The organism is Fodinibius sp. AD559 (assembly GCF_052712805.1).
This window is the reverse complement of the sequence record NZ_JBQPVW010000001.1, coordinates 543,691-569,424: the sequence shown is the minus strand read 5'-3', so window position 1 is coordinate 569,424 and position 25,734 is coordinate 543,691. Positions and strand designations below refer to the sequence as shown.

The 25,734-nt window shown below is 43.5% G+C and carries 20 protein-coding genes; 7 read left to right on the top strand and 13 right to left on the bottom strand.

Annotated features, from left to right (window positions below):
* The first annotated feature begins 175 nt into the window (after positions 1-175).
* The 4 genes from ACQ4LT_RS02705 (at position 176) to ACQ4LT_RS02690 (ending at position 3,884) form a co-directional block, all read left to right on the top strand.
* Positions 176-1,318: a PQQ-dependent sugar dehydrogenase gene (locus tag ACQ4LT_RS02705; RefSeq protein WP_445664463.1), complete on the top strand. Its 1,143-nt coding sequence runs from the start codon at positions 176-178 to the stop codon at positions 1,316-1,318.
* An 11-nt stretch (positions 1,319-1,329) separates the two neighbouring features.
* Positions 1,330-1,764, top strand: coding sequence for a DoxX family protein (locus tag ACQ4LT_RS02700; RefSeq protein WP_445664462.1), 435 nt, complete (start codon positions 1,330-1,332; stop codon positions 1,762-1,764).
* 14 nt (positions 1,765-1,778) lie between these two features.
* Positions 1,779-2,771 carry a zinc-dependent alcohol dehydrogenase family protein gene (locus ACQ4LT_RS02695; protein WP_445664461.1) on the top strand — a complete coding sequence of 331 codons (993 nt, stop codon included), beginning with the start codon at positions 1,779-1,781 and terminating at the stop codon, positions 2,769-2,771.
* Positions 2,772-2,879: 108 nt separating this feature from the next.
* Entirely contained in the window at positions 2,880-3,884 is a 1,005-nt protein-coding gene (locus tag ACQ4LT_RS02690) for an isocitrate/isopropylmalate dehydrogenase family protein (RefSeq protein ID WP_445664460.1), read from the top strand.
* A 73-nt stretch (positions 3,885-3,957) separates the two neighbouring features.
* On the opposite strand, the gene ACQ4LT_RS02685 is transcribed toward ACQ4LT_RS02690, so the two are convergent.
* On the bottom strand, positions 3,958-4,446 hold the full coding sequence (locus ACQ4LT_RS02685) for a metallophosphoesterase (protein ID WP_445664459.1): 489 nt from the start codon (positions 4,444-4,446) through the stop codon (positions 3,958-3,960).
* 145 nt (positions 4,447-4,591) lie between these two features.
* On the opposite strand from ACQ4LT_RS02685, the gene ACQ4LT_RS02680 reads away from it, so the two are divergent.
* Positions 4,592-5,266, top strand: coding sequence for a DUF4412 domain-containing protein (locus ACQ4LT_RS02680; protein WP_445664458.1), 675 nt, complete (start codon positions 4,592-4,594; stop codon positions 5,264-5,266).
* Positions 5,267-5,329: 63 nt separating this feature from the next.
* Here the strand turns inward: ACQ4LT_RS02680 and ACQ4LT_RS02675 are convergent, their stop codons facing one another.
* From ACQ4LT_RS02675 to ACQ4LT_RS02625, 11 genes are all read right to left on the bottom strand, one after another.
* On the bottom strand, positions 5,330-6,490 hold the full coding sequence (locus tag ACQ4LT_RS02675) for a tetratricopeptide repeat protein (RefSeq protein WP_445664457.1): 1,161 nt from the start codon (positions 6,488-6,490) through the stop codon (positions 5,330-5,332).
* A 33-nt stretch (positions 6,491-6,523) separates the two neighbouring features.
* Complete coding sequence (locus ACQ4LT_RS02670) at positions 6,524-7,399, bottom strand: alpha/beta hydrolase family protein (RefSeq protein ID WP_445664456.1); 876 nt, start codon at positions 7,397-7,399, stop codon at positions 6,524-6,526.
* A 102-nt stretch (positions 7,400-7,501) separates the two neighbouring features.
* A complete protein-coding gene (locus ACQ4LT_RS02665; RefSeq protein WP_445664455.1) occupies positions 7,502-8,308 on the bottom strand; it encodes a pseudouridine synthase in 807 nt (268 codons plus the stop codon).
* Positions 8,280-9,143, bottom strand: a complete 864-nt coding sequence (gene scpB, locus ACQ4LT_RS02660) for an SMC-Scp complex subunit ScpB (protein ID WP_445664454.1) — start codon at positions 9,141-9,143, stop codon at positions 8,280-8,282. Before scpB ends, ACQ4LT_RS02665 begins: the two co-directional genes overlap by 29 nt.
* 75 nt (positions 9,144-9,218) lie before the next feature.
* Complete coding sequence (locus ACQ4LT_RS02655; protein WP_445664453.1) at positions 9,219-10,172, bottom strand: hypothetical protein; 954 nt, start codon at positions 10,170-10,172, stop codon at positions 9,219-9,221.
* Complete coding sequence (locus ACQ4LT_RS02650; RefSeq protein WP_445664452.1) at positions 10,150-12,108, bottom strand: glutamate-cysteine ligase family protein; 1,959 nt, start codon at positions 12,106-12,108, stop codon at positions 10,150-10,152. Before ACQ4LT_RS02650 ends, ACQ4LT_RS02655 begins: the two co-directional genes overlap by 23 nt.
* 151 nt (positions 12,109-12,259) lie before the next feature.
* Positions 12,260-14,695, bottom strand: coding sequence for a replication restart helicase PriA (gene priA / locus ACQ4LT_RS02645; protein ID WP_445664451.1), 2,436 nt, complete (start codon positions 14,693-14,695; stop codon positions 12,260-12,262).
* A gap of 162 nt (positions 14,696-14,857) precedes the next feature.
* On the bottom strand, positions 14,858-16,429 hold the full coding sequence (locus ACQ4LT_RS02640; protein ID WP_445664547.1) for a SusD/RagB family nutrient-binding outer membrane lipoprotein: 1,572 nt from the start codon (positions 16,427-16,429) through the stop codon (positions 14,858-14,860).
* 11 nt (positions 16,430-16,440) lie between these two features.
* Positions 16,441-19,680 carry a SusC/RagA family TonB-linked outer membrane protein gene (locus ACQ4LT_RS02635; RefSeq protein WP_445664450.1) on the bottom strand — a complete coding sequence of 1,080 codons (3,240 nt, stop codon included), beginning with the start codon at positions 19,678-19,680 and terminating at the stop codon, positions 16,441-16,443.
* Between the two features lie 517 nt (positions 19,681-20,197).
* Complete coding sequence (locus ACQ4LT_RS02630) at positions 20,198-20,668, bottom strand: TonB-dependent receptor plug domain-containing protein (RefSeq protein WP_445664449.1); 471 nt, start codon at positions 20,666-20,668, stop codon at positions 20,198-20,200.
* Positions 20,669-21,052: 384 nt separating this feature from the next.
* Positions 21,053-22,594 carry a YifB family Mg chelatase-like AAA ATPase gene (locus tag ACQ4LT_RS02625; RefSeq protein ID WP_445664448.1) on the bottom strand — a complete coding sequence of 514 codons (1,542 nt, stop codon included), beginning with the start codon at positions 22,592-22,594 and terminating at the stop codon, positions 21,053-21,055.
* Positions 22,595-22,718: 124 nt separating this feature from the next.
* On the opposite strand from ACQ4LT_RS02625, the gene ACQ4LT_RS02620 reads away from it, so the two are divergent.
* On the top strand, positions 22,719-23,150 hold the full coding sequence (locus ACQ4LT_RS02620) for a DUF4342 domain-containing protein (RefSeq protein WP_445664447.1): 432 nt from the start codon (positions 22,719-22,721) through the stop codon (positions 23,148-23,150).
* A 129-nt stretch (positions 23,151-23,279) separates the two neighbouring features.
* On the opposite strand, the gene trxB is transcribed toward ACQ4LT_RS02620, so the two are convergent.
* Positions 23,280-24,260: a thioredoxin-disulfide reductase gene (gene trxB / locus ACQ4LT_RS02615; protein ID WP_445664446.1), complete on the bottom strand. Its 981-nt coding sequence runs from the start codon at positions 24,258-24,260 to the stop codon at positions 23,280-23,282.
* 292 nt (positions 24,261-24,552) lie between these two features.
* On the opposite strand from trxB, the gene ACQ4LT_RS02610 reads away from it, so the two are divergent.
* Positions 24,553-25,677 (top strand): Re/Si-specific NAD(P)(+) transhydrogenase subunit alpha, encoded by a 1,125-nt coding sequence (locus ACQ4LT_RS02610; RefSeq protein ID WP_445664445.1) that lies wholly within the window; start codon positions 24,553-24,555, stop codon positions 25,675-25,677.
* Positions 25,678-25,734: the final 57 nt, after the last annotated feature.

The window sequence follows — 25,734 nt, the reverse complement described above, 5'->3', positions numbered from 1 at the left end:
AATGATGAGCGAGGAGAATTAACTCTCCTCGCTTTTTCTATTCGCACAAGTAAAAATTTGCACTAATTTAAATGGCTTTTGAGTCTCAAAGTTCGACATTAATCTTAAAGGATTGTATAATGCAAAAGTCTTAGTTCAGCGGCATTTATCAAAATAGGATTGGATAAAAAAAAGAATGTCCTCAACATTTGAAACCTCCATACAATGGGTGCTATTATTTATATTTCTAACAACCATTGGAGGTTGTGAGATATCACAAAGAAATAGCGATCAAATTCTATCCAAACTCCAACTCCCGGATGGCTTTAAAGCAGAGATTTTCGCTGATAGTGTACCCAATGCTCGTCAGCTTGCTATGGGGGATAACGGAATCATTTATGCGGGAAGCCGAGAAGCGGGAAATGTATATGCTATCGTAGATAAGAACGAAGATTACAAGGCTGATCGTGTTCACACCATTGCCGAGGATATGAACATGCCGAGTGGTATTGCCTACCGAAACGGCTCGCTCTATATTGCTGCTGTCAGTACCATCTATCGCTATGATAGTATTGACGAGAACCTACAAAATCCGTCCGATCCTGTTATTGTTACAGATGAGTATCCCGCTGATGGACACCATGGCTGGAAATTTATTGCTTTTGGTCCCGATAATAAACTCTACGTACCCGTAGGCGCTCCCTGCAATATTTGTAACCCGGATGACAAAATTTTTGCCAGCATCACTCGTATCAATCCGAATGGAACAGGTCGTGAAATTATTGCTGAGGGCGTTCGCAATTCGGTCGGCTTCGACTGGCATCCCCAGACAGACAATCTATGGTTTACCGATAACGGCCGCGACTGGTTGGGCGATAATCGTCCGCCGGATGAGCTGAATCACCTGTCAGAAATCGGTCAACATTTCGGTTATCCCTACAAACACGGCCACGATATCTGGGATCCCAAATTTGGCGATAAAGGTAGAACGATGAATCGGGAGTTCACTGATCCGGCCCAGGCTCTGGGGCCTCACGTAGCACCATTGGGAATGATTTTTTATACCGGTGATATGTTTCCGGAAACATATCACAACCAAATTTTGATTGCAGAACACGGAAGTTGGAACAGAACTGAAAAAATCGGGTATCGTATAACGAAGGTTACTCTTAAAGACGGCGAAACTACTTCTTATGAACCGTTCATTGAAGGTTGGCTTCAAGATAATGAATCGGTATGGGGACGTCCCGTCGATTTGTTACAATTGCCGGATGGATCAGTACTTATCTCTGACGACCACAGCGGCGTAATTTATCGCATTAGTTATCAAAACGGTTAAATAAATATATAATGTCACCACTTCGAAAACGAGGTATCTATCGTAATGTTGGACTTTTAATTATTCGAATTGGACTCGGTATCATGTTTATTTTACACGGTTACCCAAAAATGTTTGGCGGTCCCGATACCTGGGTCGAAGTAGGATCAGCCATGCAGTTTCTGGGAATTAATTTTGCCCCCATGTTTTTTGGCTTTATGGCCGGTGTTACCGAATTTTTTGGAGGGATATTCTTATTATTCGGCCTCTTTTTTACGCCCAGTGTGATATTCCTTTTTATCGTGATGCTGGTAGCTACGATACAACATATTGGGGCCGGCGATGGCTTTGTTAACTATTCTCACAGCATTGAAATTGCTATCGTTTTTGCAGGATTATTGTTTATAGGTCCCGGCAAATACAGCCTTGATCGTAAACTCCAACAAAGAAACAGGCGGCGCTACTAAAAACTTTTCCTATCATGAAAGCAATGGTTTTACATTCCGTTGGCAAACCCTTGGAACTACAGGATATTCCAACTCCTAATCCCGATAAAAACCAGCTACTGTTAAAAGTACAAACCTGTGGCGTTTGCCGAACCGATCTTCATATTATTGACGGTGAACTGGAAGATCCCAACTTGCCGCTTGTATTGGGTCACCAAATTGTAGGTACAATAGCAGAAGTGGGCAAAAATGTATCAGGGTTTAAAGCAGGTGATAAAGTGGGTGTCCCCTGGCTGGGATATACCTGTGGTAATTGTGAGTTCTGTCAAAAAAATCAGGAGAACCTCTGCAACAATGCCCTTTTTACCGGCTATGATATCAACGGCGGTTTTGCCGAGTATGCCGTAGCCGATGCCCGGTTTTGTTTTCCCATTCCTAATAATTATCCGGCTATTCAAGCTGCACCGCTGCTCTGCGCCGGACTTATCGGCTATCGATCTTTACGTAAAACTAACAATGCACAACGATTAGGATTTTACGGATTTGGATCGGCTGCTCATATTCTTACCCAGGTTGCTTTTCATCAGAACAAAGAAATATATGCTTTTACTCGTCCGGGCGATAAAAAAAGTCAGGAGTTTGCCGAAAGCATCGGAGCTACATGGGCCGGGGGATCTGAAACACTGCCACCCCAAAAGTTGGATGCAGCAATCATTTTTGCACCCGTAGGTCCCCTTGTTCCACAGGCACTAAAATCCATTAAAAAAGGAGGAAAGGTCGTCTGTGCCGGCATCCACATGAGTGACATCCCAAGCTTTCCGTACAACGATCTTTGGGAGGAACGATCTATTGAGTCCGTAGCCAATCTAACTCGTCGGGATGGTACCGAGTTTATGCAGATAGCTCCTAAGGTACCGATTGAATCTCAAGTTACAACCTATCCACTTACCGAAGCTAACCAGGCGCTCGATGATTTACGAGCCGGAAATTTTGAGGGATCGGCCGTATTAACCATTAGTGACGGGTAACTTTAGTTAGCCAGATAAGTTATGACATAAAGTCCTATTATTTGTATCTTTGCGGGCTATAATAGCAGATAAAAATTAATCCGAGCTCTTCTAAACACATTTATCCTCATGCACGACATTGTTTTAATCCCCGGTGATGGTATTGGCCCCGAAATCACAGAATCAGTAACAACTATTTTAGATGAAGCCGGTGCAGATATAAACTGGATACGCTGCACGGCAGGCCTCTCCGCCCACAAAGAACTGGGTGATCCTCTTCCCGGCGATACCATTGCGGCCATTGAAAAACACCGTATTGCATTAAAAGGACCATTGACCACTCCTGTCGGTTCCGGTTTCCGTTCGGTTAATGTAGCCATGCGCAAAAAGTTCGAACTCTATAGCAACATTCGTCCGGCTAAAACCTTACCTCATATCAAAAGCCGATTCGATGATGTAAATCTGGTCATGTTTCGTGAGAATACCGAGGGCCTGTATATCGGCAAAGAGCAGTGGGTAAAAGAAAACAGCCACGCCGAAAGTATTGCTGTCGTCACACGAAGTGCAAGTGAAAAGATAATTCGTGCTGCTTTTGAATACGCTAAAAAGAAAGATCGAAAGAAAGTTACGCTCGTCCATAAGGCTAATATTCTCAAGTTCACTTGTGGTCTTTTTATGGAGGTCGGCGAAGAGATTGCTAAGAATTATCCCGAAATTGAGTATGAAGATCTGATCGTCGACAACATGGCTATGCAGATGGTATTGCAACCGGAACAATTTGATGTGATCGTAACCACTAATCTCTTTGGAGATATTCTCTCTGATCTGGCTTCGGGATTGGTTGGTGGACTCGGCTTAACAGGTGCTGCAAACATTGGCGATGATACGGCCATGTTCGAAGCAGTTCACGGTTCTGCTCCCGATATAGCGGGACAAAATAAAGCAAACCCTATTGCCTTCCTGTTCTCAGCCCTGATGATGCTTGAACATATTGGCGAAGAGAATCGTGCTGACAGAATTCGCCAGGCTGTTTATTATACGCTGGAAAATAAATCAGCTTGCACCCCCGATATCGGCGGTAACGGAACAACCAAAACCTTTACAGAGGCTGTCGTTAGGAATCTGAAAAAGTAATTACCACCCATCCTATTAATATTAGCGCATTGTGCATTTCAAATAATAATTATTGAAGTGCACAATGCATTTTTTAATCCAAAGTCACAAACGAAACATCTATAGCTTCAGTATCCAAAAGGGCAATCGTGGCCTCCTCATCAAATCCATGAGCCGTGCCGGGATTTACTGCTAAGGTGTTTTTGACAAATTCGACTCTTTTTTCGTGGGTATGCCCAGATATTACCACATCATACTTACCACACTGTTCTAATGCTTCCGTAATAGGCATATTCGTCCCATGATACAGGGCAATAGTTCGGTTAGCTACAATCACTTCGCCGAAACTACCTAAATGCGTCGCTCCTATCTCGCTAAACTTTTCCAAGATCAAATAATGATCTCCATCGTTATTGCCAAAAACTCCTTTCAAATTGAATCCCTTAAAGGGTGGAATGGTAAAGGGACTACAGAAATCACCGGCATGTAAAATAAGTTCTACATCACGTTCTTTAAATATTTTGACGGCATTTTCAATATTCTGAACATGATCGTGAGAATCTGAAATGAGTCCAATAATCATAGTATTTACTTTTTTAGATATTTATAAGATTTAGAAAGAGATTACAAATTTTAGGCATCCGACTAATATTATTGGCTTTACAAAAAGTAATTTCTATTATTATCATACTTTTGATTATTAACCTAAAAACAGAGGCGCTGACATTATGAAGAAATTATCATTATTCATATTAACATTATCAATTATCTGTTTCATCGGGGGGCCAACTACCACTACTGCCCAGGATTTTGAGGGCGTTATTTATTTTGAGATGGCAGACTTAGCTAAGCAGGGTATGGGCGAAATGCCTTATATGGTGAAGGGTAATAAGGGCCGCATGGAGATGAGCCATCAGGGACAAAAAAGTGCTATGATTATGTTACCGGATGAATCAAAGATGGTGATTGTTATTGAACAGATGCAGGGTTATATAGAAATGGATCTCAATAATAATGACATCGGCAATACGGAAATGGATAAAGCATCTGAGATAGACATGACTAACACAGGTGAAACCAAGACTATTGCCGGCAGAACATGCGAAGTTTGGAGAATGGAATCAAAAGATGGCACCTTCGAAACTTGCATGGCCAAAGGCATGGGCACTTTTATGATGCCTCAAAACCAAATGCAAAAACGCAATCCTCCGGCTTGGGCTCAAAAATTTGCAGAAGAAGGATCTATGCCACTTGAAATTGTTGAAATCAAGGACGGAAGTCGCACCGTTCAGATGAAGGCCACAAAGATTGAAGAAAAATCACTTTCTGATGATCTCTTTAAAGTGCCGGAAGGATATCGTGATATGAGCGGCATGATGAAGGGAATGCAAAAGAGGAATTAGATCCCAAAGAATTCAGCCCATTTTAAAAGCGGCACCTTAGTTAAAGGTGTCGCTTTTTATTTGCTAATTTATCTCTGCAAGTAACTCTTCTGCTTGTTGCCGATATTCTTTTTCGGCCTCCGCTTCTATCACATTATTTAGTATGCCTTTCGCTCTATCCTTACTCCCATTTTTAGCCAACAATTTACCGGCCAAATAGCCCGAAACAACATAAAAAGAACGGTTTTCTGTATCCGGCAGCTCCCCACCCAATGTAAAAGCTTTGGTATAACAATCGATAGCTTCATCGTTACGTTCTCTCTTTTCTAAAATACGTCCCTTCCAAGTAAGCAACTCTTCTTGTACCACCTTAGGATCCGGTAGATCTTTCTCCTTCCATCTCTGCAAATTGCTCTCAATAACTTTTAATGCTTCATCAAAACGAGACTGTTTATAATAGCTCTTTACCAAAACCCGAACATAATAACTGTTATTGGGATATCTCTGATTAAGCTTTTCGAAATTACGGACGGCCACTCCAAAATTCTTTTCATAGTTGTAGTGAATATTACCCAGAAAATAAATGGCTTCTGCCTGGGCAAAAATCGCGTTTTTTGATGCATTTTCTATAGCTTCCAGCCCTTTTTTCTTATCACCATCAGGGAGTGCCCAACTAACCGTTTTTACCACGGGATACTCATCAGGTATATAATCCAAATAGTAGAGTTTCAACCCCTCTGCAAGTTTCAAGTCATTTAGTTCGGGCTGAATATCAAGAAGGTAATTATAAGCCTGTATTGCTTTGCGGCCATAATTTATGCTCGTTATCCACTCTTCGCGATTCGCGTATTGACGGGCCATATATCCGTTACTTATTGCTCGAATCAACAATCCGTCTACATGGTTGGGCTGACGATGAAGCAACTTGCCCGCTTGATAATCAGTCTTTTTCATCATCTCAAAAAATTGCTCATCGTGCGAGCGATCGTGAAGATCCGTCAACACCGTCCACCACAATTGCATGCCTTCAAAAAGGATCCACAGAGGATGATCCGGGTATTCATCCTTCCAATCACTTAGCCTATTCTGAGCACCCTCAAAATTGAGATTATACACCGAATCCACAGCCGCCTTGGCATCTGTTCTAAAATCAGGATTATTAATGAGTTCGGGAACCTGGGCGCGTACCGGCTGAAAAATAGTTAGTACGAAGAATAGAAGGAATAAGTAGCGAATAATTTTCACCTTTTTTACTATAATAACTGATTCAATTCCGACTTATTTTAAATGCGATTGGAACCAGTTACCCGTGATACTCAAAACGGTTATAAATGCTTCGGGAAATTCTTCATCCTCAAACGGATGCGCAGTATCAAAAGTGTGACCAGAATCCGGGATCAATTCAATTTTCTTATCTTCGGCATTACAATGTTCATACAACTTTTCCGCCTCACTATAGGGCACTCCCTCATCACCTTTAGAATGAACAAAAAGGGCCGGTATATCTAATTCCTGAACGCGTTTTACAGCCATTAAGCGATCGGCATTTTCAATGGCATCTTTATAAACCACATCTTTAACAGGCATCATTTGACCTGTTCGGCCATTTTTAATTTCGGTGACACCCTTTTCTTCCCAGTCATTAATCATTTCATCACTCCAACGGGCATTGTAATCGGCCACTGCAGACCATGTAACCAAACACTTTATTTCGGGATATTCTGCCGCAACTGCTACAGCTGTATGCCCCCCGCGTGAATGTCCCAAGACACCAATGGTGCTCGCATCCAAAGAAACCCCTTCTCCTGCGATATCTTTGTCTTTTAACGCCTTGATGACCGTTCCTACATCCTCTAAATCCTGGCTTAGCGTTTCTCGGGCAAACAGATCCAGCTGATCAAATTCAGTCATACTTTCACTTACACCATTCAGCGAAAAGTTCATCGCCAAGACCGCAAACCCAGCTTTACTCAGTTCATGGCAGGCATCCGGAAAAGCGCCCCAGTCTTTGAAGCCCTTAAATCCATGCAGAAATAATATTACCGGCAAGTTATCCTGTTTGGTATCCGTCGGATAATATAAATCGTAATAGATGGGAAGATTTTCGGTAGATGGTACAGAAGATGAAATTTTTGAAATCTTATTATCCTTCATGAATATTAATATGGTCTATATAGCTATTATAAAAAGGCTTCGTTCCGTTACTCTACTTAGGAACGAAATAACAAAGTAAAAGTCACCTTTCATGTCATCCAATTAATCAAAATCGAGCGGATCAAGCTTAACCAACTTACGCAAGCCATTGATCTCGCCTTTCTTAAGGTAGCGCCAGCGGCCCATTTTTACATCGCGGAGCGTAAGCCCGGCATATTCAATGCGTTTTAGCTTCGTCACCTCAGTGCCAAAATATTCTACCATTCGACGTACAAGACGATTTCGTCCTTCAAAAATAGAAAGGACAAAACCATCGGGCGTTCGTGCAATATTATATGCCTGTGCTGTGCCGTCCTCAAGCTCAATACCTTGAGACAACTGCTGAAGTTCATCATCTTTCAGACCGCGCTCGGTTTCCACTTCGTACGTTTTTCGCACCTCGTAACTGGGATGCATCAATCGATTCGCCAAATCTCCATCGTTGGTTAAAATCAACAATCCCATAGTATGACGATCAAGACGACCCACAGGATACACGCGTTTGCCTGTCGCATTCTCAATTTTATCCATCACCGTATCGCGATTACGAGGATCATCGGTCGTGGTAATCGTATCTTTTGGCTTATTTAGCAGGATATACACAAACTTTTCAAGGCTCAAAACCTGTCCCTCTACCTCAACCTTGTCCGTTCGCTGGACTTTAACCCCCATCTGGGTAACCACCTCATCATTCACTTTTACCTTGCCGGCTGCAATATAATCATCCGCTTTACGCCGCGAAGTAAATCCACAGTGGGCAATATATTTGTTCAGACGAATCTCCTCGTCCTCATCGTAATTCTGGTCAACCTGGTGGTCAGGCTCTTCAATTTTTCCTCGTTTATTTCTCTTCTTTCTTCGTCGACTCATCCTCTAAATTTTCCTGAATATTATCCGATTCATTTTCCAATTCCTCACTTATTTCGTCGTCCTCGTCACTTTCTTCCTCGTCATTAAGCTGCAACACATCTGCCGTATATCCATCCAGATCGGGCACTTCATCCTCATCAATTTTTTCTACGGCCTCAATTAATGACATCGCCGTTTCCGTAGCGTCCTCGTCTTCTGCCGTCTCCTGTAGTTCCTTGAGCTCCAGCTGACGATCAAACAAAAACTGGCGGTGCTCGGCCATATCATCATCTTTGAGGATCTCTTCAATTTCTCGCGGCTTGGGCAGCTCATCAATCGAGTTAATGCCAAAATGCTTCAGGAAGTGCTTGGTCGTCCGATACAATAGCGGCTTCCCGGGAGCATCCAACCGACCGGAAACCTCGATAAGCACTTTCTCCAACAACTGACGCAGCATGTAACCAGAATCCACACCCCGAATATCATCCACTTCGGGCTTAGTAATCGGCTGTTTGTACGCCACAATAGCAAGCGTTTCTATAGCTGATTGTGATAGTTTTCGATAGGCACTTTCGTGCTGAAAAATACTGAGCCAGGGCTCGAAACGCTTTTTCGTTGAAAACGTATATCCGCCCGCTACATGCTCAATATTAAATGCCAGCCCATTTTCTTCGTACCGCTGATTCAGCTTCTCTACAAAAGGTTCTATAGCATCAACTTCCAATCCTAAATTCTCTTCTCCCTTTGCAATAATCTCACAAATCTTTTCTTCCGAAATAGGTTCCGGACTGGCAAAAATAAGCGCTTCAATTACTGAAGACAGGCGCGTACCGTCAACAAATTGATAGTCTTGCATAACTGTTCCCGTTGTAGGAAAAATTCTTCTTTAAATTACGGCCGTATTCACAAGGGCCATAAAATAACAAATTTTTTACCCTTCATTCTCTTTAATGATAAAAAAGCCGTCGTTACCCTGTCGCTGATAGAGGGGCATCAAAATATAGCCATCCGTTTGTGCGATAATTTTGCCTTCATTATCATTAGCGAGCCACTCCCCTTTTTTAATAGGCTGAAAATTTGAGTAGCCCGGTCGCATGGCAAAACCGTCGCCCGGATCAATAATATGCTGATACACCAGTTCGGTCTCCACCGGTAGGTGTTGGGTATGTTGCTTCAGGTGACGTTCATACTCCTTTATTTTTTCCACATACTGTTTTTCGATAGATCCCACCGCATGGAGCAAAAGTAAAAGCGAAGCCGTTATATTATATTCTGTCAGCTCATTTTCATGCTGGCCACCTTCCAACCCAAATGAGATAAAACCCTGATCCTGGTAATATCCCAGCGCTGTGCCGCGAAGCGATTTCTCAATCCCAAAAACCATGGGCACATACAAGTTGGACAATAGTTCGCGCTGACGGGGATCAGAACTTGTAATACTGAACATGCTACCCTCAGCAGAAAACGTGTGAACATCTGCCAATACAACCGGCCCATCGCTGCGCTCTTCGATATCATCAAGAATAGGGAGCAGCTGCTTCATCTGCCTACGCTCATTTGACTTAATACGAGCTTCAGGCATATCCCGGACCTTCTCAATTATCGAAGGAAACCACAGGCGATTCATATCCTCATCAAGATAACGGACATTGTGTTCAAGCGCCGGCAAATTCGCGCGGAGAATAACTAACCGTCCATTAATTCGCGGTCGAATACCGTCGAGCATTTCCAATATATTTTGGGCCGCGTCAACTCCGGCAGACTCATTGCCATGCAACCCCGTTACCAACACTACAGTAGGCCCACCGGGATCACCTTCAATAGTTCCCAAAATCCGATCGCCTTCTGTTTCTGGTGCAATATTACTTTTCGTCGGATTCCTCATTCTCCTCATTATTCAAATGTAATACTTTCAACAATCTGCGTGCTATTCTCATATAATTGTGCTCGGTAATAATCCCAACGAGCCTGTTATTTTTTACCACAGGAAGACACCCAATTTCCTGGCTATTCATAATTTCCATCGCTTCCATGATAGAGGCCTCCGGATGAATAGTAATAGGATTCTCGATCATGATATCTTCAACCGTCTCTACAACGTTTTCATCATGATTTACCGACTTCGAATAGGCATTAAAAACCATCCGCATCGTCACCAAGCCAACAAGATGTTTTTTGTCATCCTCTACCGGAACATACCGGATACGCCGCCAATCTATCAAGTTTGCCGTAAACTCTACCAAGTCATCTTTCTGTACCGTAAACAGATCCGTAGTCATAAACTCTTCGACGATTAAGCTCGAAGGCTTCCAGTGCTCCAGATCCTCCATGCGGGCACGTCCCCATTTATGTACCGGCTCACCCTTTTTCTGATTTTTGATCATCGCCGTAGTTATCGCCGCCAGAGTCTGCTCCTTGGAACCATGCTCCTTCATCAACGATGCATAATTATTTAGCATCCAATGTGATGGAGTTTGTCCCGCCGTTACCCGTTGCTCAATAATATCCAGATATTCTGTAATATCGCTATCATCTATCTTTGCTTCCTCGAGTCCTTCCCTGGCAATGGGCAACAGCTCTTCGGTTATCAAATCCACTGCATTAATACGCTGATCATCGAACCACCGCAACTTCGTATCGAGTCCCATTTTAGAAACCGCCATAAAATTCATCCGGGCATCATCAAAATCCATCTCTTCAGATACATTGGGATGATAATCTTCCATCTTATTCATCAAACCCAGCCAAAACGCAGAATTAGCCACTTCATCCGTAACCGTCGGGCCAGAGGGACAAACCCTATTCTCGATACGTAGATGTGCCTTCCCATCAGTAATACCGTAGCAGGGGCGATTCCAGCGATACACCGTCCCGTTATGGACCTGTAAAGCTCGTAAGGCCGGTGGCGTACCTTCATCCAACAACTTTTCTACATCTTCTGTTACCTCCGAACTCAACATTACCCGATAGCGGGCAGTATCTTCTTGAAAAATCTCAAGAATACTCTCGTCTACCCACTTATTACCAAACGTTACGCGCGGGCTACTTTCTCGCAGATGATCACCTACCGTTCGCGTATCTACTGACTGCTGGAAAAGGGCAATTCGGGTCTCATTCCATAATCGCTTACCAAACAGAATGGGTGAACCAACAGTTGACGCCAGTACGGGAGCTGTTACCAGCTGAGCAATATTATACTTGGGCACAAATTCCTCGGGCCCTACCTGCAGGTGCACCTGGAACCCGGTATTACACGCTTCCAGTAGCGGGGAATCACATTTCATTAACAGCTCATCCATGCCCTGGATACGCACATCATAATCACCGCCACGCAGTTTGTTGATAGCCTGGGTAAGTGCGCGATAACGCTGTAATGGCGTTTGGTTTTTCAGATCGATATCAACCTTGCGAATGGTCGGCAAAATGCCCGTCAATACAATTTCTCCTCCGAGCTCTTCCGTTGCCATTCGGACCTCATCAACCTGCTTCTGGAGATTCTTCTCCATCCTCGAAAGGCAGTCCCCTTTAAATTCAAGGGGATCCATATTTATTTCGAGATTGAATTTTGCGTATTCCGTAGTAAAGCTGCCATTTTCATCTCCCTGTAAATGCTCAAGCACTTCCATGTTGTGAGGCCAGGCTTTAGCCTGTTGGTCAACCAGACAAAGCTCCTGTTCGGCTCCAATCCGTATGGTATCGGTATCAAACCAATCGTCCTCATTAAGCATACGATCCAGCGCCCGGAGATCCTTCAACACATATTTCATAAAGCGCTGTACTTCTTCCTGACTGTCGGCCAATTTTACCCGAGATTCGCCCATAGGCACCTCTTTATTAATTATAAAGGTATCTTTCCGCTGTAATAATCGAATTTATTATACAGAATGCAAGCGTTCTATCCTGCATTTTCTAAATGCGTGTTATCTAACAAATAATTTCAGCTGATAATTTAATCAAAATTACAAAAGGTGATTATTCCAACGCATCCACATTTACATTAATACGAACGGAACTGGCGCCTTTCGGTTTTCGACCATCAAACAGATCAAACGTCCTGTCAAGCATTTGCTCAATAGCCGAAGCGCCATTGGTCGGATCTACTTTAATAAAGCTCTCCCACCGATAGAAATTTTGCATTTTCGCAATAGCCGCCGGTGATGGACCCAATACCGAGTCAAAACCTCCTAATACTTCCGTCAGGCATTCGGTATAGGTTTCTGCCACTCTTTGGACACGTCCCTCCTGCTCACCCTTAAATATAAACCTGATAATGCGCGAATACGGTGGATACTGCAGCATTTTACGATAGGCCAGCTCCTGACGCGCAAATGACTTGTAATCGTGTTCTTTCGCTTTTTGTATTGCGGGATGATCGGGCTGCCAAGTCTGGAAAAATACCTTGCCCTCCTTATCAGCTCTACCCGAGCGCCCCGCTACCTGGCTCAACAGCTGATACATCCGCTCTCCCGAACGGAACGAAGGAAAAGCAAGCTCGGTATCAGCATCAATGACTCCTACCACCGTCACATCCGGAAAATCTAATCCCTTCCCCACAATCTGAGTTCCAACCAGTATATCAGCCTCTTTTCGTCCAAATGCCTTTAAAATTTTTGAATGGGCATTCTTGCCCGAAGTCGTATCAAAATCCATGCGCAGCGTTTCCGCATCGGGGTAGAGCTCAGCAATTTGCTCCTCCAGCTGCTGGGTTCCACTACCTCGAGCTTCCACCGAATTATTTCCACATTCCTTGCACCGGCGGGGCTGACGTTCGGAATAACCACAATAGTGACATCGCAACTGCTTTTTTGCTTTGTGAAAGGTCAAACTCACTGAACAATTCGGACATTCAGGGATTTCTCCACACGTTGCGCATTGCAAATACGATGCAAAGCCTCTTCTGTTATACAAAAGGATTGCTTGTTCATTCTTTTCTATGGCTTCATCAATTGCATTATAAAGAGGAATGGCGATCGGTCCTTTCATAGCCGATTTATATTGTTTGAGATCGAGCAATTTCACCTCAGGAAGTTTCGCATCAAAGGGACGCTCATTAATTTCCAAGTATTCGCTTTTCCCTTTCTTCGTCCCGTACAGAGAAACCATACTTGGCGTCGCCGATCCCAAGACGACCGGCACATCATTGATATGGGCTCGCATAATCGCTACATCGCGTCCGTTATAACGGGGAGCGGGATCTTCCTGCTTATACGACATATCGTGCTCCTCATCTACCACGATAAGTCCCAGGTTCTGCACCGGGGCAAAGACCGCTGATCGGGCTCCTATAGCTATTCGTTTTTCTCCCTTTTGCAGGGCACGCCATGCATCATATCGCTCCCGGTCGGTGAGCCTGCTATGCAATACGGCAATATCGTCACCGAATATCAGATGAAACCGCTTTACAATTTGTGGCGTTAAACCAATCTCAGGAACAAGAACCAATCCCCCTTTCCCCTGGTCCAATACTTTCTTTAAAGCATGGATATATACTTCTGTTTTCCCACTGCCCGTTATACCATATAACAAGTAGCTGCCGAACGATTCTTTATCAATTGATTTTTCAATCTCACAAAAAGCCGCCTGCTGCTCATCATTTAGCGTATTAAGCTGTGTGGGATCATACTCCAGCTTCATACTCAAATTGGTGGTCTCGACCTCGTCGTATTTAATTATCCCTTCCTCCGCGATTCTGTTGAGCGTATAGTATTCCAACAACTCAAAATCGGACAGCTCTTTTTGAAACTCCGGCAGGTCCAAACCAAGCAATACTTTCAGTGCTTGAACCCATTTATAATTCTTACCCTCTTTCTCATGCTCCTCAACAATTTTTTGGGCTTCCCTTTTGCTTTTTTCTCCCTTCCATTGCCACAATTTATCCGTACTCGGATCCATCTTCATTTCCGGTTCCTCCCAGACTTCCAGTACCTTCTGGCCCACCAGTTTATCGATAACTTTATCACCCCACCTCTTTTGGGCTTCAGCTAACAAGTAGGATCCGTTCTGCTGAATTTCTTCAACGATTTCAACTTCATCGTCATTAAGAAAATCAGGTAATTCACTTTCTATTGCTTTCAAATATTTCTGGGCATAAAAATTTAATCCCACCGGCAATGCAGCCTGTATCACTTCACCCCATCCACAGTAATAAAAACGGTGAATCCATTCAGTTAGCTTTAATAACTCTTCAGAAATAATCGGCTTTTCATCGAGCACCTGCTGCACCGGGCGGGTATTAAAGTCAGGTTTCTCATCATGGATGCTAACGACAATCCCGATTTTTTTATGCTTTTGCAGGGGCACCCACACCCGTTTACCCACTTCTATATCACCTTGATACTCCTCGGGCAGGCTATAAGTAAATTGCCGCCGAACAGCGGTAGGGAATACAATGTCTGCGTATAAGGACAAGCCTATCTATTTACTATGGGTTATCATTGAAAGCTGCTGCAAAGCATATTCATTCTGTGGCTGTGAGTCAATATATAATACAAATAAAAAAGGGCTCCGATTGCTCGGAGCCCCTTTAATTCGATACTTACCGTAAAACGATAAGCTAAGTTTTTCTAACGGTTAATTTACAGAACTGGCATAGTCTGTATCCCAGAAAAGAAGCGTGCTTGTTTCATCACCATCTCCACCTAAAGCATCAGATGCTGCTTCCCAGTTAGACTGGTTTAGGTTCTGCTCGTCTACAGGATAGGTAAAGCGAACGGGGATATCATCTTCGACATCAGCATTTGGATTATCATTGGCAACAAACCATGTCGGATGATCCAGTCGTCGCCAATCAGTCCATGCTTGCAGATTATCATTCATGTACTGACCTAACCATTTCTGAACAGCAATTGCTTTCAGCTTGTCTTGCAAGCTACCAGCAGTCGGATAAGGGTTATTAGCTACATAAGTAGCAATTTCACCTGAATCTATCTCCTTCTCCGCTGCAGATGGTTCTTGTCCTTCTTCCCAAATTCCGCCAGCTTGTGCGGCTTCACTCCAATAATTCATATCAGCAGCTATAGCTTCATTGTAATGTTCAGCTGCTGTTGTGACAGGATCACCAGTGATCACAGATGTACCTGTAGGATGTTGAGCAGTCCAACCCCGAGCTTGAGCTTCTGCTCGGATAAATTGAACCTCATCATAACCCAGAAGAACACCTTCAAAATCATTTTGGATTAAAGGCCCCTGAATATGGGAGTAATCAACGTAGTCGTTAGATACACCATAGGTTCCACCAACATAGTTGCCATCAACTTGGGTGAAATGTATTGGACGACGTGGGTCATCCATACTATTCATCATATTGATCAGCGTGTTAGAAGCAACAAAGTCGTTACGACCTGTGCTTATAACATCTTCCCAAACCGGGTTGGTATGCGGCTGCGAAGATTGAAATTGAAGAGTCAGCTGATCAGCATTTGAACCAAATGCATTTGGTGAGGCTTCATTAATAGCAGTTTGTGCTGCTCCTGCATCTACATCGGTTAATTGTATAGCCAAGCGCATTTTAAGCGAATTGGCAAACTTCACCCAAGCATCAACATTGCCACCATAGAAAACATCTGCGGTAGCCGAGAAGCCTGAGCTTCCTGAATTCAGATCACTAATGGCCGTATTCAACCGACTCATAAGATCTGAATAAATGGTTTCATCGTCGTCGTATGCAGGAGAAGGATTTTCAGCATCCAACGCTTCTGTATATGGAATATCACCAAATACAGTGACAAGCTGATGGTATGCCATCACCTGCATGACTTCGATTTGAGCCTGCATTACCGTTTTCTGTCCATCAGGAATAAGCTCATCTTCAGCAATAAGGGTCGAAGACTCCTTCAAGTCATTGAGTACATCGCGATAGATTTCACTCCAATAGTTAGAAGGAATAGAGCGACCGGTTAAATTATACTGAGATTCATCAGCATATGTGGTCGCAGCCCAGTACTGAGACATGAACATAAACATGTTATCGTTGTAGTCTACGCTTGTATTCAACGTTCCCAAACTAACGAGAGCGTTGGAAAACAAGGGATCCGCCGGTACATCAGTTGCGCCTTTCGGATTCTCATTCAAGCTGGTCAAATCATCCTCGCACGAACCGAGTACCAGTGCAAATACTAATAAAGGTAATAATAGTTTTCTCATGGTATTCAATCCTAAAATTCAAGTTTCAAGTTAAACGTGAAGTTGCGTGTGGATGGATAAGCACCACCTTGATAACCTTGTACGTTACCTGCAACAATTCCCTGCTCAGGGTCGGCATGCGGAATATTTTTATGAATAATCCACAAGTTACGACCAATAGCCGAAACAGAAGCCCCCTTGATTGGTCCAACCTTGTCAAGAAGGTTTTGCGGTAAGTTATAGGTTAATCCTACTTCTCGAAGCTTCACATAACTGCCGTCGTAGATAAACTGAGCAGCAGGATTGGTCACCCAACCGTAAGCTCCGTAGTAGACATCAGCACGCGCACGAACATCGTTTTTACTTCCATCAGCCTTGTAACCGTCGAGGATCACTCCACCACCGTTAGTAAGACTATTACGCTTAGGATTGCCTAAGTCGTTCATACCAGCAGTAATGGGATATTGACCCGTTCCCTGACCGTAGTATTGGTCGAGTGAGAAGATATCTCCTCCCCATCGCACGTCAACCAAGAAGTTGAGTGAGATGTTTTTGTAATTCAAGCGGTTGGAAATACCACCCGTCCAGTCAGGATTCATGTTCCCAATAATGTTATTGGAGGATGAGGTGATTGCATAATAACCACCTTCTACCAGCTTTTTGCCGCCATTTTCGCTCCAGGCTTCATCATCAAGATTGACGAAGTCAGTTCCACGGATTGCACCGTAGGGTTCACCTTCTGCCGCACTAATGGAAACACCACCCTGTGGCGAAGCTAACTGATAGTTATCAATACCTGGTGCAAGAGCTTCAACTTCGTTGATGTTTTTGCTCCAGTTTACATTCATTGTCCAGGCAAAGTCTTGGCTTACAACCGGACGTAGTGTTGCAGAAACCTCCCAACCTCGGTTTACAACGCTACCAGCATTTACAAACTTCGTTGCATAACCGGTAGCTCGAGAAACCTCAGTAGCAAGAATCTGATCAGTTGTATTTTGGTCGTAATAATTTACGTCTAAAGTTGCACGATCATTAAATACGCCCAACTGCAATCCAACTTCCCAACTCTTAGTACGTTCTGGCTTCAGGTTGGAATTATTCTTCGTGGATGGCAGCGTATAAAGACCCGCTGGTCCAAAGTTAGAAGGACGCGAATAGGTGTCACGTATACTGTGCGGAGGTGCGGTATTACCAACCTCAGCCCAGCTACCACGAATCTTACCGAATGACAACCAGTCTGCGTCAACAAACTCACTAAACGTAAATCCGGCAGAAACTGATGGATAGTAATAGACGTTTTCGCCATCAGGTAAACTTGAAGACTTATCCCGTCGGCCCGTGGCTTCCAAGTTAAAGAACCCGCCGTAGTTCACATTTAAGCTTGCAAAATAACCATTTACACCCAACTCCTGATCTGTTTCACCTGGATATTGGATTGAATTAACTGAGTTACTGAGAGAATACAAGCGAGGAACTACGAGCCCACCGTTTGTTTGTGCAGATATAGCCTCTTGGTGATTACGACGTAAGTTCATACCAACGACACCGCTAACACGAACATCTTCGTTCAGCTGCTTATTATAGTTGGCAAGAAGGTCATAGTTAAACTCACTAAAGTTCTCCGTCATTCGATAGTATCCTGCATAGTCAGTACCATGTCCAATACTACCAACGTTATTACGCTCTTCGATAAGCTGACTATAACTGTCAATACTTACTCGACCGGTTAAATTTAACCAATCAGAAACTTCGTAATTCGCTTCCACGTTTCCGAAATAACGGTCGCGCTCATCAGTAGCATAGTTTTCATAGCGATCCCAATATGGATTGTTCCAGTAAATAGGACGTTCACCCAATCCACCTTGTGCCCAGTTCCATGTTTCGTTGGTACGATTGCGGAAATAAGCACGTTTTTGGTCTTCAAGATCAACAGAAGTATTCCACCACTGGCGGAATGCACTCATCATGGTACTATAACCACGAGATGGTCGAGCATAACCTTGAGTCTTAGAATACTGAATCTTACCGGAAACAGAGAATTTGTCACTCACATCATAGCCGGCAGAGAAATTCAGCTTATTCTTATCAAGCTTTGCATTTGGAACAATACCGGTTGTATTTGTTTGGTTATAACCCATGTTATAATAACCGCCATCGAAACCACCATTGATCTGGATACTGTTGGTAAAGTCTGTACCCGTATCAAAGAAATCAACTGGTGTATTTTCAGGAGCTTCCCAGGGAGTTGGCGTCATAAAGTTAGGCCCTCCTTCAACAAAGGCATCCCATTGATACACAGATTGACCTTCAAACTTCGGACCATATGAAGCGTCACTATACGGATTACCAATGGTTTCGTCAGAACCATCTTCATCAATATCCATTGATCCAAAAGAAGGTACATAGCCACCACCGTACTGCATCTGGTGATCAACAAATGTATTCTTATTAATCTTCTGGATCGTGGCACTGGAGTTGAATGTTACTTCAACAGGTCGGTCTCCCGATTTACCACCTTTGGTTTCAATTATAATCGCACCATTTGATGCTCGAGAACCGTATAGCGCTGCCGCAGCAGGTCCTTTCAGCACGTTAACAGATGCAATATTATCCGGATTAACATCGACGCCGGTATTTCCATAGTCATAACCGGCAAAACCAGCTTCAGTACTGGCATCGTTGAATTCCTGGTTTGCATAAGGCACACCGTCAACAACGAATAGTACCTGGTTATTCCCGGAAATAGACTTGTACCCACGCATCACAATATTTGTGGAACCACCCATTCCATTAGACTGGCTTACTTTAAGACCGGCTACACGGCCGCTCAAAGAAGCAGCAAAATTATCATTTCGACTTTCAGCAATAATCTCGCCGTCAACCTGCTGTGCAGAATAGGGGAGATCGTTCAAACTTTGTTCAACGCCATACGCTGTTACCACAACGTCATCAAGCTGTTGCATTGATGATGAAAGTGGAATGTCGAGCGTAACCGTTGATTGGTCAACTGTGACCTCTTGTTCGAACGTGTCATAGCCTACGAAGCTGGCGCGCACGGTATATGTACCGTACTCAACCCCTTCGATCGTAAACTCACCTTGTGCGTTGGTAGCGGCACCCCGCTGCAACTCCACAATGTAGACGTTTACACTAGGCAATGTTTCACCCGAACTTTCGTCGGTAACTGTACCTGTTATTGTCCCGGACTGCGCAAAGGCAGAGGCGGAAAATATCAGGCATAACGTAAATAGAGATAGTAGTTTTTTTACCATAGCCCTGATTTGTTTTAGTTATGATTATAATAAATCCCAAAGAGTGCTAAGTGAATAGACTTAACACTCTCTTAATAGTTTTCAACCACGCTCTTATATATGTAAAATTGTTCAAAGAATAAAATATTTCATAATGATTATTCGTTGTGCCTTTTTCGACCTCTCAAAACCCAGACAAATAGCCATATCTGATTGTAGCGCAATGAATTAATGTAATCAAAAAACGTCCCTTCTCTTTATAATGTGTTTCACAATTAGGGAATATTCTATTGTAAAAATGTTTTACATGTTCATTTTAACAAACTGCAGAGAGAGCATTTTCACGGCCTGAAGCTTGCTGAAGCAGTTTTCTAATCAATTTCCACTTCAACTACAGTTTTATACCTGAAAAATTCCAATTAAATCCTGTTTAGAAAAGAAATCTACCAAGACCCTACATTTTTTAAGGAAAACACTGCGTAATAAAAAAGCACCGAGCTTATTTCAATCCGGTGCTCAAAAAAAACTTGCTTGTCCTTTAATTATCGTCACTTGCGGCTTTAGTAACAATTTCAATTACTCCATAACCCGATTGTCCACCATACTGCGAGGCTTCTGATTCGGACAATAACCGCACAGATTTTATTTCGCCCGGTGAAAACATCTGCGCTACATTCGGATAATTACGACCTACCTTCTGGCCATCAACGACAAATAACGGCTGGCGCTGGTCGCTATCTCCTACTGCAAGATCACCTTTCCCTGAAGAAGTAGCCCCACGACTGGCTCCCGAAAATCCTCTGGGTCGCAACATGACCTTGGCATAATCACCACTGCCGGTTACCTGAACACCATTAATGCGACGAAGGTGATCTTCCAATGTCATGTTTTCGGTTCCATCGGTTCCAGCCGTACTCTTTTGGTTTGTGGTACTACTGGTTGCACATCCGGCCATCATTAAAAGTGATGCCACGATGATCAACTTTATTCCTTTGTTTACAAATTCCATAACGATATTCTTTTGTTTTATGTTTATCCTATTAAAAATGGTACAAACTAATCATCAACAAGTAAAGACGGTCCATCACATTTATTTATTACTTTCTATAAAGAGAGCTATTGGAGACAGTCAATCTCCCTAAAACCCTCTTCCCAAAGAGGGACTTTGTATTGATTGCTAAGCAAACAATCATTAGCTCTATAATGATCAACAAGTTCCTCCTTAGAGAAGCCTGCCTGCGCGAAACCTTCAGACAGATAAGGCTGCCATAAATACAAAAGCTTCGGCGAAAGCTGGGAGAACAGGAGAATTGAATGGTTTGAACCCATAGCTTAGAACTAACTTTAATAGGTAAATACGTTAGACTAAATACCATTTCTGGGCTTTATTTAATTATCCAAGCCATCCTTCCCGATCTAAACTTCGATATTGAATCGCTTCTGCAATATGATTGGATCGAATACTTTCTGATCGCTCAAGATCGGCAATTGTTCTCGATACTTTAAGAATACGATCGTATGCACGGGCCGATAATCCCAATGAAGTAATTGCTTTTTTCAGCATCTGCTTACCGGCATCATCGAGCGTACATATTTTGCGCGACATCTTGGTATTCATCTGCGCATTACAATATACATCCTCTATACCCATAAAGCGTTGCGTTTGCACTTCGCGGGCTCGAATCACCCTTTTTCTGATATCATAAGAGGGCTCTCCCTTTGCTTTACTTGAAAGCTCATCATAACTCACTTTCTGTACTTCAATATGGAGGTCAATTCGGTCAAGCATAGGCCCGCTTATTTTACTCAGATAGCGCTGCATCTGTGCAGGAGAAGCTCCCCCCGGATCGGCAGGGTCGTACCAATCACCGGTAGGTGACGGATTCATGGAAGCAACCAACATAATTCTACTGGGATAACTTACGCTCATGCGCGCACGCGATATACTAACAGAGCCATCTTCGAGCGGTTGCCGCATAACTTCGAGGGCACTGCGCTTGAATTCGGGCAGCTCATCCAAAAACAAAACTCCATTGTGTGCCATAGAAATTTCTCCCGGCATCGGAATACTTCCCCCTCCAACCAAAGCCACATCCGAAACCGTGTGGTGGGGAGAACGAAACGGTCGCTTCGTTACCAACGCTTCTCCTGTGGGCAATAATCCCGCTACGGAATGGATTTTTGTTGTTTCCAAAGCTTCATCAAGCGTTAGCGGTGGTAATATGGTAGGTAACCGCCGTGCCATCATGGTCTTCCCCGATCCCGGTGGCCCGACCATAATAACATTGTGGCCGCCAGCCGCAGAAACTTCCAACGCACGTTTAACGTTTTCCTGTCCTCGCACATCACTAAAATCCAGGATCTCCCCTTCTCCATTTTGCCTGAACATCTTCTTTACATCTATATTCAGCGGCTGGTACGGATCCATATCACGCAACCAGCCCATCACCTCTGTTAAATGTTCAAACGCATACACATCAATACCATCGACAACAGCAGCTTCCGGACCATTTGCAGCCGGAACCACCACATTTGTTAATCCTTTATCACGAGCCTGTACCACCATTGGCAACACTCCGTTTACGGGACGTAATTTACCGTCGAGCGCCAATTCCCCTAAAATTAACGTTTCCTCAAGCTTATCGGTTTTAATTTGTCCGGATACGTTCAACAGTGTTACAGCGATAGGCAGATCAAAGGCACTGCCCTCTTTGGGAAGATCGGCCGGAGCCAGATTAACCGTAATTCGTCCCTTTGGAAATTCGGCATTTGAATTCTTCAGCGCCGCTTCAATACGATCGCTTGATTCACTTACGGCCCGATCCGGCAATCCCACTAAAAAATATTTGGGCACTCCGGTAGACATATTTGTTTCTACTTCGATGAGGCGGGCATCAACTCCAATGGTAGAAGCGCAATAAACACGTGATAACATAATATCTCCTGATGAATCATTTACTATTATTTAACGTAGTAAGACCTTGAAGCAAATGATTCCTTACAAAAGGAGTTTATTTTTCTAATAATCAGCAGCAAATATTAAGATGAAAACTCACATTATGAATACTTCAAACTCCCGAAAAACATTTACGGAAGAAATACAAGGCACTGTTTCTGAAATTATCAGTCAGGTCAAAAAGCTGATTAAGGAAGGCAACGCTCGGCGGGTCATCATTAAAAATTCGAAGGGCAAAGTGTTATTTCAATCTCAACTAACGGTTGGCGTAGGCGGAGCGGCTATTCTGACAAGCATTGCCCCCATCGTTTCGGCTATTGGAATGTTTGCTCTGTTTATGAATGATGTCAAAGTTATTGTTGAACGTTATCCTAAGGACGAAACCGAAGAAGATAATGATGAATATGAAGTGGAAGCTGAGTTTATCGAAATCCGGGATGAGGAAGACGAAGAAGAGACTGCTTCCAACCAAAAAGACAAAACTGGATCAGAAAATAAAACCGATAAAACGGTAGGCAAAGGTGGAGAAACGTGAGACGGCAGAGGGCAAACGCGAATCTCTTTCTGATAAACGCCAGCTAATCTGAGAAACATATCAAGTGATATTTCCGCACCTTAGAAATAAAAAGTACGTTTGCCGTCTCACTCCCAGCGTCTACCGTTATCACTTCCAATGCTCTTCGGCTACGGCTTCTTTGGAGACTTCCATTTCAGCCAGATAGCTTTCAGCATCGAGGGCAGCCTTACAGCCGGTGCCAGCTGCCGTAACGGCCTGTCGATATACCGCATCCATTGCGTCACCACAGGCAAAAATACCGGGCATATCCGTCTTTGTTGACTGGCCTTTGGTTTGGATGTATCCGACATCATCCATCTTGAGCACGCCTTTAAAAAGATCGGTATTGGGCTTATGTCCAATAGCAATAAAGACTCCTGTTACATCATCAAGCGTCGTAATTTCCTGGGTCTCATTGTTGATGACTTTTACTCCGTCAACGGCATCTTCGCCCAACACCTCTTCGAGCTCAGTATCCCACATAAACTCAATTTTTTCGTCATTAAACGCACGCTGCTGCATAGTCTTTGAAGCACGCAGTTCCTGGCGTCGATGGAGCACCGTAACTTTACTGGCAAATTTCGTTAGGAACGTTGCTTCTTCCATGGCAGTATCACCACCACCTACAACAATTACATGCTGATCACGGAAGAAAGCACCATCGCAAGTGGCACAGGCAGAAACTCCTTTCCCGCGCATTTTTTGCTCGCTATCAAGTCCCAGCCATTTCGCCGATGCACCGGTAGATACTATAATAGCCTTGGCTTTTATTGCTACCTCTTCATCAATAGTCATTTTATAGGGACGATCATCAAACTCAATATTTGTTACCATGCCGTAACGCGTATCAGCACCAAAACGCTGTGCCTGTTCGCGAAAATCCTGCATCATTTGGGGCCCCATCACGCCTTCGGGATATCCAGGGTAGTTCTCGACATCCGTCGTCTGCATCAATTGCCCGCCGGGTTCAGGTCCCTCGAACACAATCGGACTCAAATCGGCCCGCGCTGCATACAGTGCAGCTGTTAATCCTGCGGGACCACTTCCCACGATTACCACATCAAACGTTTTTCCTGCAATATCTTCCATGAGTAGTTTTACCTGTTTTCGCTTAATAATTTCATGTTAAAGTACAAAAATAAGAGGTGAGAATTGAGTCGATATTTCCTATCTCCTTAATAAGATTCATCAATTAAAAAAAATACTGCCTAATCCTTCGATGACTTGGTTAACCTAAATCTTACATTGCTATGTTTAACTCTATATTAATGGAAGCCCACAATATAGATCTTATCACTAATTCCATTACAAAAATCCCATTTGCAATACCGTAACTTTTCAATAAGTTATGCTTTAACCTTAAACTCTTCGGGTATTTACTGTGATTATAGCTATTCCAAAAGAAACGGCCGAGCGCGAGAACCGGGTGGCCCTTATTCCAGATACAATCTCAAAGCTTGTTGAGAACAGCCACGATGTTTGGGTTGAATCTGACGCCGGTAAAGCTTCCAGCTATTTAGATGAAGCCTACCAGTCGGCAGGTGCAGAAATTATTACCGATCGCGCCAAACTTTTTGCTGATTCCGACATCCTGATCAGTATCCAAACACCACCGGAAGAAGATCTCAACAAAATGAAGTCCGGAAGCATACTGATCTGCTTTTTGTGGGCGTTACAAAACGAGAATACAGTTTCTTTCTTACAAGAAAAGAATATTACGGCATTGGGGATGGACGCCGTCCCGCGTATTTCGCGTGCACAAAGTATGGATGCGCTTTCTTCGATGAGTTCTATTGCCGGATACAAATCGGCCCTGATTGCAGCTAACGAATTGGATCGCTATATGCCGATGATGATGACGGCAGCAGGTACGGTTGCTCCGGCCAAAGTTTTAGTGCTCGGTGCGGGAGTTGCGGGACTACAAGCCATTGCTACAGCCAAACGACTGGGTGCTAAAGTAGAAGCTTTTGACATTCGCGCCGCTGTTAAAGAACAAGTTGAAAGTTTGGGTGCTACCTTTGTGGAAGTTCCTGATTTGGATGAAGAATCGGAAACTGAAAGCGGTTATGCCAAAGAACTGGCTGAAGATGAACAGGAACGCCAGCGCCAGGTTATTCACGAGCACGCGAAAAAATCTGATATTATTATTACGACAGCGCTCATTCCCGGAAAACCTGCTCCGCTTTTGGTAACCAAAGAGATGGTTGAAGATATGCACGCCGGAGCAGTTATTGTGGATCTGGCTGCCGAGCAAGGAGGTAACTGTGAAGTTACCGAACCGGGAGAAACGGCCATCAAAGATGATGTAAAAGTTATTGGTCCGTTAAATATACCCAGCCAGCTGGCCTATCACGCAAGCCAATTATATTCGAAAAATATGCTTTCATTGCTGAATCATCTTATTCAAGACGACAAAGCAGAATTCGATTTTGAGGATGAAATTACGCTAAATACAACCATAACACACCAGGGCGAAATTATCAGCCCCATGCTTAAAAATAATTAAAAATGAAGAATTAGGAATTAATGGTTTTTATCCCATTCCTAATTCCTCATTCCTAAT